Raw genomic sequence first — 12909 nt, forward strand, 5'->3', positions numbered from 1 at the left:
CGTGCTAGCATCGCGCCCTTGCAACCTGAGGAACGATCGTGAGTTTCATTTTCCAGCTCATCCGCGACGACGAAGGCCTGCCGCCGATGGTCGTCTTCCAGGATTCCACCACCCCCGGCCTGGTGCCCGTATGGGAAGAAGCCGGCGTCTACGATGCGCTCTACAACAGCGACGGCAGGCGCGCGCGCGACGTCTCGCGGGCGATTTCCTATGGCCTCGACCGCGTCACGGAAGACAGCTCGCTGGCTGGCTTGATGCCGCCCGGCGTCTCGCAGGGCGAGGCCATCCGCTTTCTGGAAAACGTCAACCGCGCCTGCATCACGCACGGCGCCGCCTGGATCCAGACCCGCTGATTCCGTGTTCTGGTAGTCGAGTTACATCTTTTTGTCTTACTATATGGTAATCATCCGTACGAGGAGTAGTTTTCCTACGTAGGCGCGTATAACGACAAGGAGACTCCATGCGCATCCACCGTTTCGCCGCCCTCGCGGCCGCATCCTGCCTGCTGGCCTTGCCGGCATGGGCGCAACAGCTCATCGCCAGTGCCACCTCTCCAGGCGACGTGCTGAGCGTGCAAGTGCAGCTCGACGGCATGGGCAAGCTGGCCTACGGCGTCAAGCGCAAGGGCAAGGACATCATTACGCCCTCGCGCCTCGGCTTCAACCTGGCCAATGCGCACAAGCTCGACGGCGGCTTCAGCCTGCGCCGGCAAGCCGTCAGTGAGCACGACAGCACCTGGGAGCAGCCCTGGGGCGAGCGTCGCTTCGTGCGCAACCGTTACCGCGAGCTGCGCGTGGAGCTGGAGCAGAAGAACCGCGCCGGCCGCCAGCTCACGGTGGTATTCCGTATCTATGACGACGGCGTCGGCTTCCGCTATGAATTCCCGGCCCAGCCGCAGCTGAAGGAAGTCCAGATCACGGACGAACTGACCGAGTTCACGGTGGCCCAGCCGGCTACTGCCTGGTGGATCCCGGCCGCCGAACTGCCGGGACTCGAAGAAGAGATCCGCAAGGCGCCGCTCAAGGAGATCGGCATCGCCAACACGCCGCTCACCTTACGCCTGGATGATGGCACCCACATCGCCTTCCACGAAGCGGCGCTGGTCGACTACGCCTCCATGTGGCTGCGCAAGGTCGATGGCCAGAAGCTGCGCGCCATGCTGGCGCCGTCCCCGAGCGGCCCGGCCGTGGTGCGCAAGGGCGCCTTCGCCACGCCATGGCGCACGCTGCAGATCGCGGACAAGGCGGCCGGCCTCTACATGTCGGACCTGATCCTCAACCTGAACGAACCGAACAAGCTGGGCGACGTGTCCTGGGTGAAGCCTTCGAAGTTCGTCGGCGTCTGGTGGCAGATGCACCTGCAAAGCGGCACCTGGAACGCCGGCCCGAAGCACGCGGCCACCACCGCCAATACGAAAAAGTACATCGACTTCGCGGCGAAGAATGGCTTCCGCGGCGTGCTGGTCGAGGGCTGGAACAAGGGCTGGGAAAGCGACTGGGGCCATGGCGGCGCCGACTTCAGCTTCACCCAGCCGTATCCCGACTTCGACCTGCCCGGCCTGGCCGCCTACGCGAAGACCAAGGGCGTGCGCCTGATCGGCCACCACGAGACCGGCGCCAACATCGTGGCCTACGAAAAGCAGATGGATGCGGCGTACAAGCTGTATGCAAAGCTGGGCGTGGACAGCATCAAGTCTGGCTATGTGCACGAAGCGGGCAGCGCATTGTTCACCGGCCGCGACGGCAAGCCGCGCTATGGTCATTACGATTCGCAGGAAGGCGTGAATCACTTCCTGAAAGCCGTCACCGAGGCGGCGAAGTACAAGCTGTCGATCGACACCCACGAACCGGTGAAGGACACCGGCCTGCGCCGCACCTATCCGAACTGGCTCACGCGTGAAGGCGCGCGCGGCGTCGAGTACAACGCCTGGGGCAATCCGCCCAACAGCGTCGACCACGAGGCCAAGCTGATGTTTACGCGCATGCTGAGCGGCCCGATGGATTACACCCCGGGCGTCCTGAGCCTGGTGGGCGCGGACGGCAAGGTCTTCAACTCGACCCAGGCCAAGCAGCTGGCGAATTTTGTCGTCATCTATTCGCCGATCCAGATGGCGGCCGACCTGCCGGAGAACTACGAGAAGTACCCGGCCGCGTTCAAGTTCATCCGCGACGTGCCGACCGACTGGGCGGATACCCGTGTGATCAACGGCGAAGTGGGGCAGTACGCCACCATCGCGCGCAAGGACCGCGCGGGCGACGGCTGGTACGTGGGCGCCGTCACCGATGGCGAAGCGCGCACGCTGCCGCTGCCGCTCGATTTCCTCGACAAGGGCAAGCGCTATACCGCCGAGATCTATCGCGACGGCGATCGCGCCGATTACCGCAGCGAGCGACGCTTCGACCTGGTGACGGAGACGAAGACCGTGACCGCGGCGGATACGCTGCAGCTGCGCCTTGCGCCGGGAGGCGGGCAGGCGATCCGTTTTACGCCGCAGCCATGATTTTCGTAGGGTGGGCAGGTCTCCTGCCCAGGCGGTGATAGTTATCGGGTGAAGTTCGCGACCGGATGATCTTGAAGCCGGTTGAACGCGTGGGCGGGAGACCCGCCCACCCTACAACTGCGATCGGCTGCCGATTATCCCAGCAGCTTCTCGATATCCCCGGCGATTTCCTCCGGCGCCGTCTGCGGCGCATAGCGCTTGACCACCTCACCGTCGCGCCCCACCAGGAACTTGGTGAAGTTCCACTTGATGGCCTCGGTGCCGAGCACACCCGGCTTTTCGCCCTTCAGGTGCTTGAACAGCGGGTGCGCCTCGTCGCCGTTGACCTCGACCTTGGAGAACATCGGGAAGCTTACGCCGTAGTTCTTTTCGCAGAAGGCGCCGATCTCGGCTTCCGTGCCTGGTTCCTGCTTGCCAAACTGGTTGCAGGGGAAGCCCAGCACCGCCAAGCCGCGTTCGCCGTACTGGCGATGCAGCTCTTCCAGTCCCTTGTACTGCGGCGTGAAGCCGCAGGCGCTGGCGGTGTTGACGATCAGGAGCACCTTGCCGCGGTAGTCGGCCAGGTCGATCGGCTTGCCGTCGAGCGTGGCCGCGCTGAAATCGAATACGTTCATGTCGTCTTTCCTCCGGTGTGAAACTGAAAGTGTATGTCATGCCGACGCAATACGTATGCATGCGTCAAACGATCAACTCGGTGCTTGTTATCTTTTGTTACAAACGTCAAGAAGCTTGCATGCGACAATCCCGCTCGCCCCATACTGTCGAGCTCCCTTCATGCCTACCACTCCGCACACCGCAAGCCACTCGCGCCACCCGCGCCGCACCCTGATCGCGCACCTCGTCGCCGGCACGCTGCTGGTCCCGTTCGCGGCCAGCGCGCAGCAGGCGCCGGCCGTGCATGAGCAGCCGAAGCAGGAAGCGGCGAAGCCGGCGGCGGCGCCGGTGCAGGCACAGGCGCAGGCAACGGCGCAGACGCCGGCACCCGTCCAGGCCCCGGCCGTCGAGGCCACCGTGACCGTCAGCGCAGTCCGCACCATGAACCGTATCGACCGCCAGAGCTACGATGTCAAGGCCGACCCGGCCACCTCCGTCGACACCGTGGCCGACACCCTGAACAAGGTACCCTCGGTCGCCGTCGATGCGGACGGCAACGTCACGCTGCGCGGCCGCAACGTGCAGATCCTGGTGGACGGCAAGCCGTCGGCGATGATGCAGGGCGATAACCGCGCCGCCGCAATCAGTGCGATACCGGCAGCCGACCTGGACTCGGTGGAAGTCATCAACAATCCGGGTGCGCAGTTCGGCAACGAAGGCGGCGGCGGATCGGTCATCAATCTGGTGATGCGGCGCGAACGCAGTCCCGGCGGTTTCCTGAGCCTGAACGCGAACCGCGGCACCGAGGGCCGTTACGGCACGAACGCCTTCGGCAGCTGGACGCAGGGCCGCTACACTGTGCAGGGCGGCTTGTTCCGGAACGAGAGGAAGGATGAATGGACCAGCGACAACCGCCGCGATCGCATCGATCCGGTGACCGGCTCGATCGCACGCAGTGATCAGGAGACCAGCGGCGTCAACCGCAACGAAGCGACCGGCATGAACGGCCAGGTGACCTACAACCTCGGCGACAAGGACGTAGTGGGCGCCGGCCTGAATTACATTGAGAATTCGCGCGAGGGCGAATCGTCGCAACGCTACCGCAGCACGACGGCAGCCGGCACCGTCGACAATGAATATCTGCGCCGTGGCCTGAGCGAGGCGAAGAACCGCAACTATGGACTGAATGCGCGACTCGACCACAAGGGCGACGAACCAGGTGAGATCTTCAAGCTGGACCTGCGTCTGTCCGGCGCCGACGCCGACATTGCCTCACGCAATTCCAGCGCATACACCGTGCGCCCGGCCAGCGTGCGCACCGTCGGCGACCGCCAAGCCAACCTGACCGATACCCGGATTGCCGATTTCACCGGCGACTACGAGCTGCCGGGCGAGCGCGGTGTGCTGAAGCTGGGCTATAAAGTGGCGCGCAACAGCAGCAGCTTCGACAACGCCTACTTCGACGTCGACCCATGCTGTGGCACCGAGCGCCCCAATACCACGCGCACCAACCGCTTCGAACTGACCGACATGACCTACGCGCTGTATGGCACCTACCAGTGGCGCGTCAACGAGAACTGGGGCGTGCTGGGCGGTCTGCGCGGGGAGTACGCGGACCTCGACATGAACCAGGTCACCACCGGCGTGCGCGCGAGCAACCACTATTTCGATGCGATCCCGAGCGCCTTTGTCACCTACGGCCTGTCGGACGACACCACGCTACGCCTGAGCTATGCGCGCCGCATTCGCCGTCCGGGCCAGAACGAACTGAACCCTTTCGTGATCTACCGCGACGAGCTGAACATCTCCTCGGGTAACCCGGACCTTCAGCCATCCAGTACCGATTCGCTCGAACTCGGCGTCGAGACCAAGCTGGGCAAGGTCAACACTACCGTGCGCCTGTTCATGCGCAACGAAAGCGACCTGATCAATGAGCGGCGCATCCTGCTGGCCAACGACGTGCTCCTGACCACGCGCGAGAACGCCGGCACTGCCCGTTCAGGCGGCCTGGAATTCAACTTCAGTGGCCGCGCCACGCCGGAGCTGACGCTCAACCTCAACGGCAACGTCAATTATTCGGAGCAGACCGTGCTGGGCCGCGCCGCCGACGATAAGCGCAGCGCCACCTCGGTCAACCTGCGTGGGCGCGTGGAGTATAAGCCAAACTCGGCCAACAGCTTCCAGCTTTCCGTGGACGCCCGAGGCAAGACCCTGTTTGGTGAAGGCTACCGCCAGCCCCAGCGTACGGCCGACTTCACCTACCGCCACAACGTGACCCCGGCGCTGAGCCTGGTCGTCAACATCAACGATCTGTTCGATTCGCAGAAAACGGAGACGATCACCGAGACCGACCGCCTGCGCGAGTACAGCCTGCGCTACGGCAATGGCCGAACTGCTTCCATTGGCCTGAACTACCGCTTCGGCGGCTTCAGCGGCCCTGGCGGTCAGCGTCGCCCGATGATGTTCGGTGGTCCTGGGGGCGGTGGCCGCGGTCCGGGCGGTCCGGGCTAGAGCAACGCTTCAAAGGGGGATGTGGAGCAGGCGCCGGGCGTGTATGCTGTCCGGCCCAACCCCGTTGCGCCTCACATGACCCGCCAGACCACCACCTTCAGCGGCGACGCGCCTACGCGCGCCGCGATCGAACACGTGCTCTCCGCCGGACACCTGCTGGTGTTCGAAGACTGCGATCTGTCCGGCGCCGACCTGTCGCGCCTCGACCTGCAGGACAGCGTGTTCCGCAACTGCCTGCTGCTCGAGACCTCGTTCTACGCGGCGAAACTGGCACGCACGCGCTGGCAACGCTGCCGCGCCGGCCATGCCGATTTCGAATCCGCCGACCTGGTCGACGCGCTCTTCGAATCCTCCGACCTGAACAACAGCAGCTGGCGCCGCGCGCGCCTGGCGTCTGCTTCTTTCCGCAACTGCAAGCTGACCGGCGCCCAGTTCGAAGACACCAGTCACCTGGCCTTGAGCTTCGAAGACACGCTGCTGGTCGGCGCCGACCTGCGCCGCATGTCCTTCCGCAAGGCGCGGCTCAAGGGCCTGGATTTCGCGGGCGCCGACCTGTCGGGCTGCGACTTCCGCGAGGCGATGTTCGAAGGAGGCAGCCTGCGCGAAGCACACATCAAGGATACGCGCTTCGAGGGCGCCGACCTGCGCGAGGTCGACCTGGGAGGAATGGGACTGCTGAATGCAAAGCAGTTCGCGGGGGCGACCATCTCGGCGCGCCAGGCGGCCGAGATGGTGCGGGCGATGGGATTGAACGTGGCGTGAGCGAGAACCGGCGCTACGCGAAGTGGGTTTGGAAGGCGGCCGGCGTAGTGGCCGCCCCGTCCTCGCTCAGAAGCTTTCCCATTCTTCCTCGCGCACGGCCGCCGCGCGTGGCGCCGGACGTGCAGCCGAACTTGCAGCTGGACGGGCGGGAGGCTTGGCGGGGGCTGCCAGGCGCGTCGCAGGCTTGGCCCGTGCGGCCGGCGCGGCCGCCGTTTGCGCCTGTGCATCCAGCTTGAACACCGACACCAGGCCGGCCAGCTTGCCGGCCTGGTCCTGCAGCGACTCGGCCGCCGCCGCCGCTTCTTCCACCAGCGAGGCGTTCTGCTGGGTGACCTGATCCATCTGGCTGATCGCCATGTTGATCTGCTCGATGCCCGAGGTCTGTTCCACGCTGGCCGAGCTGATCTCACCCATGATGTCGGTCACGCGGCGCACGCTGGCAACGATTTCGTCCATCGTGTCGCCGGCCTGGTCGACCAGGCGGGCGCCGGCATCGACCTTGCCCACCGAGTCGTCGATCAGCTGCTTGATTTCCTTGGCCGCCGCCGCCGAACGCTGCGCCAGGGTGCGCACTTCCGAGGCCACCACCGCGAAGCCGCGGCCCTGTTCGCCGGCGCGCGCCGCCTCGACGGCGGCGTTCAGCGCCAGGATGTTGGTCTGGAAAGCGATGCTGTCGATGACGCCAATGATGTCGACGATCTTCCTCGAGGAGTCATTGATCGAAGCCATGGTGTCGACCACCTTGGAAACCACCATGCCGCCACGCTCCGCCACTTCCGACGCCGTGGTCGCCAGGCCGTTGGCCTGGCGTGCATTGTCGGCGTTCTGCTGGACGGTCGAGGTCAGTTCCTCCATCGACGATGCCGTCTCTTCGAGCGAGCTGGCCTGCTCCTCGGTGCGCGCCGAGAGGTCGAGGTTGCCGGTGGCGATCTGGCCGGACGCAGAGGCGATGGCGTCGGTGCCGCTGCGCACTTCGCCGACGATGCGGGCCAGGCTGTCGCGCATCGACTTCATCGCGAACAGCAGGCTGGTGGTGTCGCCCCGGCGCAGGGCCACGTCGACGCTCAGGTCGCCTGCGGCGATGCGGCCGGCAATCTCGCCGGCATAGGCCGGCTCGCCGCCCAGCTGGCGCGTCAGGCTGCGGGTGATCAGGACGCCGAGGCCGATGCCGGCGGCGGCGCTGCCTAGTACCAGCATGAGCATCAGGGCGCGGCTGGACTCGTAGAGCACGGTCGCGTCACTGGCGGCGCTGCTGGCATTCTGCTCTTTCTGGCGGGTCAGTTCGGTCAGGCGGTTGTCGACCTCGTTCGCCACTGGCGCCAGGGTGACGAACAGATAGTCGACCGAACTGCGGGTCTCTTGCAGGGTATCGGCGCGTGCCAGCCTGACCGCCTCGGCGACGTGGCTGTCGTAGCCGCGCAAGTGCTGGTCGAGCTCGGCAAACATGCGCTTGCCGGTCGCGGTGACGAACAGCGGGCGTGCCTTGTCGAGGTTCATTTTCAACTGGGTGCGCGCGGTGTCGATCGCGGTGAACGCACTCTGGCGGTCCTTGTCGGCGGAGGCCAGCATGCCGGAACGGAGGGCCCGGCCGATATAGATCAGGTTGATGTTGGCTTCTTTGACATAAGAAACACCGAGCAGCTCGCGTTCATACAGCACGTCGGTGGCGTCGTTGATGCGGGACATGTTGTAGATGCCGATGGCGGCCACGATGGCACCGAGCAGGGCCAGGGCAAGGAAGCCCGTGATCAGGCGCGTGCCGACTTTCATTCGGTTAAGCATTATAAGTTCCAGGTTCTGTCAGTTGGTTCAGGCGGCGAGGCGTTCGACCAGGCCAAGTTCGTTCGAGGAGAGCAGGCGCTCGATATCGAGCAAGATCAGCATGCGGCCCTCGATGGTGCCAAGGCCGAGCAAGACATCGCTGTCGAAGGCGCTACCCATTTGCGGGGCCGGACGGATGTCTCCAGGTCCGAGGCGAACCACGTCGGAGACACTGTCGACCACCATCCCGATGACACGGCTGCCAATGTTAAGCACGATAACGACGCTTACTTGCTCCGTGCATGAAGACGCCAGGTGAAAGCGCTGGCGTAGGTCGACGATCGGCACGATGATGCCGCGCAGGTTGACGACACCCTGGACGAAATCGGCCGCATTCGCGATCCGGGTCACCGGCTGGTGTTCGCGGATTTCCTGCACCTTGAGGATGTCCACGCCGTACTCCTCATCTCCCAGCCTGAAAGCGAGCGCTTCCAGCGTCGTTTCTTTGATAGTCATGGTCCTTGCTCTGAAAAAAGCGGGCGATGTGCCCCCTCACCAGAAGGACAATATCAGTGGGTTTTTATAGTGCCAAGCGTCAATATTAATGAGCTGCGTGCTCAATGAAGGGGATTATTCGCTTTGTGTAATACAGATGGAGCACAAGGATCCACCATGACGGTGCTGGGGGAGATGTTTGTGTAGCACAAAGTGAAAACACGTCTTTTCAATTTACTGCAGTGCTGTGTTTCTTCTGCGCAACGAAACGATGGCAGCTTAGTATTCCTTGTGCCGGGCAGGTAACGGCATTGCGTTTTCGTCCGGCAAATGCCGGCGCGCCAGGGCGGCATCGATTGCTTCCAGCGTGTCGAAGACTTCGACCCCCGGGCCCGGGACGGTCAGACCGCGGGCGCCTTCGCCACCCACCCACAGGCAAGTCTCCTGCGGCAGCGCGCAGCGCAGTGCGGCAACCATGCGGGCCATGCTCTTGCGAGGAAAGTAGGAACTGAAGGACAGCGCGACGATGCCGGCGCTGGTTTCGTGGGCTGCTGCGGCCACTTCGTGCGGCGGCGCTTCCGCGCCGAGCTGGATGCAATCCATGCCAAGCGAGACCAGCACGGCTTCGACCATCATGATGCCGAGCACATGGCCCTCTCCGGTCAGCGTTGCCAGCACAATCTTGGGACGCCCATCGCCGGAAGCGCGCACCGCCGCCTGCCTGGCGTGCAAGACCGACATGGCGACCTGGGCATAGAGATGTTCGCACCGCACAGGCAGGTCGCCGCGGCACCATGCCAGGCCGACCTCGGCCGAGAGTGGCGCCAGGAACTCGACGACGAAGCGGCGCAGTCCCATTTCCAGCAACCGATGCTGGAACAAGCCATGCAGCTCGCCGAGGCGGTAAGCGCGCAGCATGGCGAGAATGCGTCTGAACGCTTCGTTGCACCCGGCACCCGGCTGGGCGAAGCGCTCGCCCGCCTTGTCGTGGACCAGCTCCGCCATGGCCCCTGAAAAGATCTTGCCGGGCCGTGCGCCCTGGTCAATCAGGCGCCGCACCGCATGCAGGCGCGCCACCTGGCTCGACGGATAGACCCGGTTGCCGTGGCGGTCGCGCAGGGGTTGCGGAAACCCATAACGCTTTTCCCACATGCGGAAGGTGGCCTGGCGGATGCCAGTCTGGCGCTCGACCTCGGTGATCGGCAGCAGGTCCGCATCGAGGCCTGGATTGTCCGGCATGCTCAAGCAGGGCTCTTCCTTTAGAAAGGGCCACAATAATGCAAACGGGACGGCGGTGGCGCACGGCCACGCCGTCCCGTCGCCGGCCTCGGGCTCAGACGATCCCGAGGTGATCCATCCCGCTCGAAAAATCGCGGTTCTTCGCGTGCTTGCTGTTGAGCTTGATGTTCAGGCGCAGGTCGTTCACCGAGTCCGCATTGCGCAGCGCGTCTTCATACGAGATCTTGTCCGCCTCGTACAGGTCGAACAGGGCCTGGTCGAAAGTCTGCATGCCCAGTTCGCGCGACTTCTTCATGATCTCCTTGATCTCGTGGACGTCGCCCTTGAAGATCAGGTCGGAGATGAGCGGGGAGTTCAGCAGGATCTCCATCGCCACCACCCGGCCCTTGGCTTCCTTCTTCGGGATCAGGCGCTGCGAGATCAGGCCCTTCATGTTGAGCGACAGGTCCATCAGCAGTTGCTGGCGGCGCTCTTCGGGGAAGAAGTTGATGATGCGGTCCAGTGCCTGGTTGGCGCTGTTGGCGTGCAGGGTGGCCAGGCACAGGTGGCCGGTCTCGGCAAAGGCGATCGCGTGTTCCATGGTTTCGCGGTCGCGGATCTCGCCGATCTGGATCACATCCGGCGCCTGGCGCAGCGAATTCTTCAGCGCCGCCTCGAAGCTGTCGGTGTCGACGCCCACTTCACGCTGGGTGATCACGCAGTTGCGGTGCGGGTGCACGAACTCCACCGGATCCTCGATGGTGATGATGTGGCCGTAGCTGTTCTCGTTGCGGTAGCCGACCATTGCCGCCAGCGTGGTCGATTTACCCGAACCGGTGGCGCCGACCATGATGACCAGGCCGCGCTTGGTCATGATCACGTCCTTCAGGGTCTCCGGCAGGTCGAGGTCTTCGAATTTCGGGATGGTGGTGGTGATCACGCGCAGCACCATGCCGACGCAGCCCATCTGCATGAAGGCCGAGACGCGGAAGCGTCCCAGGTCGCCCGGGCTGATGGCGAAATTCGATTCCTTGCTCAGCTCGAAACCGGCGGCCTGCTTGTCGTTCATGATGGCGCGCGCCAGGTCGGCCGTGTGGGTGCCGGTGAGCGGCTGGCTCGACACCGGCGTCATCTTGCCGTCGATCTTGATCGCCGGCGGGAAGCCGGCCGTGATGAACAGGTCCGAACCGCCCTTGCTGGTCATCAGGCGCAGCAGGTCGAACATGAACTTGGATGCCTGGTCGCGTTCCATGATGTCCTTAACCCGGGAAGTTTTCGGGGATCTTGGCAGCCGAGCGGGCGGCGGCGCTGCTGATCACGTTGCGGCGCACCAGGTCGGTCAGGTTCTGGTCGAGCGTCTGCATGCCGACATTGCTGCCGGTCTGGATGCTCGAGTACATCTGCGCGATCTTCGCTTCGCGGATCAGGTTGCGGATCGCCGGGGTGCCGATCATGATCTCGTGCGCGGCCACGCGGCCCGCGCCGTCCTTGGTCTTGAGCAGGGTCTGCGAGATGACCGCCTGCAGCGATTCCGACAGCATCGCGCGCACCATCTCTTTTTCCTCGGCGGGGAAGACGTCGACGATACGGTCGATGGTCTTGGCGGCAGAGGAAGTATGCAGGGTGCCGAACACCAGGTGGCCGGTCTCCGCCGCCGACAGCGCCAGCCGGATGGTTTCCAGGTCGCGCAGCTCGCCCACCAGGATGCAGTCCGGGTCTTCGCGCAGCGCCGAGCGCAGCGCGTTGTTGAAGGACAGGGTGTGCGGGCCGACTTCGCGCTGGTTGATCAGGCACTTCTTGGAGTCGTGCACGAATTCGATCGGGTCCTCGATGGTGAGGATATGACCGTATTCGTTCTCGTTAAGGTGGTTCACCATCGCCGCCAGCGTGGTCGACTTGCCCGAGCCGGTGGGGCCGGTGACCAGCACCAGGCCGCGCGGCTTCAGGGCCAGCTCGCTGAAGATCTTCGGCGCGTTCAGCTCTTCCAGCGACAGGATCTTGGACGGAATGGTACGCAGCACCGCGGAGGCGCCGCGCTCCTGGTTGAAGGCATTCACGCGGAAGCGCGCCAGGCCGGGAATCGCGAACGAGAAGTCGCACTCCAGCACTTCTTCGTACTGCTTGCGCTGGCCGTCGTTCATGATGTCATAGATCATGCCGTGCACGTCCTTGTGCTCCAGCGGCGGCAGGTTAATGCGGCGCACGTCGCCGTGCACGCGGATCATCGGCGGCAGGCCGGCCGAGAGGTGCAGGTCCGAGGCCTTGTTCTTGACCGAGAAGGCAAGCAGTTCCGAGATGTCCATTTATATATAATCCTGTGGCGTGCGCGAAGCACCCTAAATATTTCCTATAGAAAACCATTATGTCCATAATCGCTGCCAACTTGCAAGCTGTCGAAGCGACAATCGGGACTGCCTGCGCATCGAGCGGAAGGGCGAGAAACGAGGTTCAGTTGCTGGCCGTTTCCAAGACCTTCCCTGCGGAAGCGGTGGTCGAAGCGATGGCTGCGGGGCAGCGCGCCTTCGGCGAAAACTATCTGCAAGAAGCGCTCGACAAGATGCAGGAAGTGGCGCGCCTGCAACCGGATACCGCTGTGGCCTGGCATTTCATCGGCCCGATCCAGAGCAACAAGACGCGGCCGATCGCGGCCGGTTTCAACTGGGTGCATACGGTGGAGCGCCTCAAGATCGCCCAGCGCCTGTCCGAACAGCGTCCGCCCGAGCTCGGCCCGCTCGACATCTGCCTGCAGGTGAACATCAGCGGCGAAGCGAGCAAGAGCGGCGTCAGCGAAGGGGAGCTGCCGGAACTGGCGCGCCAGGTCGCCGCGCTGCCCAATCTGCGCCTGCGCGGGCTGATGGCGATCCCTGAAGCGAGCAGCGAGCCGGCCGAGCAGCGCGCCGCGTTCGCGCGCTTGCGCGCCCTGTTCGACAAGCTGCGTGCCGGCGGCCTGCCGCTGGACACCCTGTCGATGGGCATGTCGGGCGACCTGACATCGGCCATTGCGGAAGGCGCGACCATCGTCCGCATCGGCAGCGCCATTTTCGGCGCCCGCCATTACGAGTTATAAA

Annotated in this window: 11 protein-coding genes; 5 read left to right on the plus strand and 6 right to left on the minus strand. The window is 64.3% G+C overall.

The genetic code is table 11. The features are described from left to right. Nucleotides 1-38 precede the first annotated feature (38 nt). Together AC56LU_RS11675 and AC56LU_RS11680 are read left to right on the plus strand one after the other, a co-directional pair. A complete protein-coding gene (locus AC56LU_RS11675) occupies nt 39-353 on the plus strand; it encodes a hypothetical protein (RefSeq protein WP_497175767.1) in 315 nt (104 codons plus the stop codon). A gap of 107 nt (nt 354-460) precedes the next feature. Next, a complete protein-coding gene (locus AC56LU_RS11680; protein ID WP_497175768.1) occupies nt 461-2500 on the plus strand; it encodes a glycoside hydrolase family 97 protein in 2040 nt (679 codons plus the stop codon). A gap of 134 nt (nt 2501-2634) precedes the next feature. Here the strand turns inward: AC56LU_RS11680 and AC56LU_RS11685 are convergent, their stop codons facing one another. Then, on the minus strand, nt 2635-3114 hold the full coding sequence (locus tag AC56LU_RS11685; protein ID WP_497175769.1) for a glutathione peroxidase: 480 nt from the start codon (nt 3112-3114) through the stop codon (nt 2635-2637). 160 nt (nt 3115-3274) lie between these two features. On the opposite strand from AC56LU_RS11685, the gene AC56LU_RS11690 reads away from it, so the two are divergent. Together AC56LU_RS11690 and AC56LU_RS11695 are read left to right on the plus strand one after the other, a co-directional pair. Further along, complete coding sequence (locus AC56LU_RS11690; RefSeq protein ID WP_497175770.1) at nt 3275-5605, plus strand: TonB-dependent receptor domain-containing protein; 2331 nt, start codon at nt 3275-3277, stop codon at nt 5603-5605. Between the two features lie 75 nt (nt 5606-5680). Continuing rightward, entirely contained in the window at nt 5681-6367 is a 687-nt protein-coding gene (locus tag AC56LU_RS11695; protein ID WP_497175771.1) for a pentapeptide repeat-containing protein, read from the plus strand. Between the two features lie 66 nt (nt 6368-6433). On the opposite strand, the gene AC56LU_RS11700 is transcribed toward AC56LU_RS11695, so the two are convergent. The 5 genes from AC56LU_RS11700 to AC56LU_RS11720 all read right to left on the minus strand — a co-directional run bounded on the left by AC56LU_RS11700 (nt 6434) and on the right by AC56LU_RS11720 (nt 12144). Then, a complete protein-coding gene (locus tag AC56LU_RS11700) occupies nt 6434-8149 on the minus strand; it encodes a methyl-accepting chemotaxis protein (protein ID WP_497175772.1) in 1716 nt (571 codons plus the stop codon). A gap of 27 nt (nt 8150-8176) precedes the next feature. After that, complete coding sequence (locus AC56LU_RS11705; RefSeq protein ID WP_497175773.1) at nt 8177-8644, minus strand: chemotaxis protein CheW; 468 nt, start codon at nt 8642-8644, stop codon at nt 8177-8179. 258 nt (nt 8645-8902) lie between these two features. After that, nucleotides 8903-9862: a MerR family transcriptional regulator gene (locus AC56LU_RS11710; protein WP_497175774.1), complete on the minus strand. Its 960-nt coding sequence runs from the start codon at nt 9860-9862 to the stop codon at nt 8903-8905. 94 nt (nt 9863-9956) lie between these two features. Beyond that, nucleotides 9957-11093, minus strand: coding sequence for a PilT/PilU family type 4a pilus ATPase (locus AC56LU_RS11715; protein WP_497175775.1), 1137 nt, complete (start codon nt 11091-11093; stop codon nt 9957-9959). A gap of 7 nt (nt 11094-11100) precedes the next feature. Beyond that, nucleotides 11101-12144, minus strand: a complete 1044-nt coding sequence (locus tag AC56LU_RS11720) for a type IV pilus twitching motility protein PilT (protein ID WP_497175776.1) — start codon at nt 12142-12144, stop codon at nt 11101-11103. A 59-nt stretch (nt 12145-12203) separates the two neighbouring features. Between AC56LU_RS11720 and AC56LU_RS11725 the strand changes: the two genes are divergently transcribed. Then, nucleotides 12204-12908, plus strand: a complete 705-nt coding sequence (locus AC56LU_RS11725) for a YggS family pyridoxal phosphate-dependent enzyme (protein ID WP_497175777.1) — start codon at nt 12204-12206, stop codon at nt 12906-12908. The last annotated feature ends 1 nt before the right edge of the window (nt 12909 follow it).

The organism is Telluria sp. PB2R4, from assembly GCF_059685695.1.

Bases quoted from the DNA above. Each gene is read 5' to 3' on its own strand.
- AC56LU_RS11705 (WP_497175773.1), bottom strand. From the start codon at position 8,644: ATGACTATCAAAGAAACGACGCTGGAAGCGCTCGCTTTCAGGCTGGGA.
- AC56LU_RS11720 (WP_497175776.1), bottom strand. From the start codon at position 12,144: ATGGACATCTCGGAACTGCTTGCCTTCTCGGTCAAGAACAAGGCCTCG.
- AC56LU_RS11695 (WP_497175771.1), top strand. From the start codon at position 5,681: ATGACCCGCCAGACCACCACCTTCAGCGGCGACGCGCCTACGCGCGCC.
- AC56LU_RS11680 (WP_497175768.1), top strand. From the start codon at position 461: ATGCGCATCCACCGTTTCGCCGCCCTCGCGGCCGCATCCTGCCTGCTG.
- AC56LU_RS11685 (WP_497175769.1), bottom strand. From the start codon at position 3,114: ATGAACGTATTCGATTTCAGCGCGGCCACGCTCGACGGCAAGCCGATC.
- AC56LU_RS11690 (WP_497175770.1), top strand. From the start codon at position 3,275: ATGCCTACCACTCCGCACACCGCAAGCCACTCGCGCCACCCGCGCCGC.
- AC56LU_RS11715 (WP_497175775.1), bottom strand. From the start codon at position 11,093: ATGGAACGCGACCAGGCATCCAAGTTCATGTTCGACCTGCTGCGCCTG.
- AC56LU_RS11725 (WP_497175777.1), top strand. From the start codon at position 12,204: ATGTCCATAATCGCTGCCAACTTGCAAGCTGTCGAAGCGACAATCGGG.
- AC56LU_RS11710 (WP_497175774.1), bottom strand. From the start codon at position 9,862: ATGCCGGACAATCCAGGCCTCGATGCGGACCTGCTGCCGATCACCGAG.
- AC56LU_RS11700 (WP_497175772.1), bottom strand. From the start codon at position 8,149: ATGCTTAACCGAATGAAAGTCGGCACGCGCCTGATCACGGGCTTCCTT.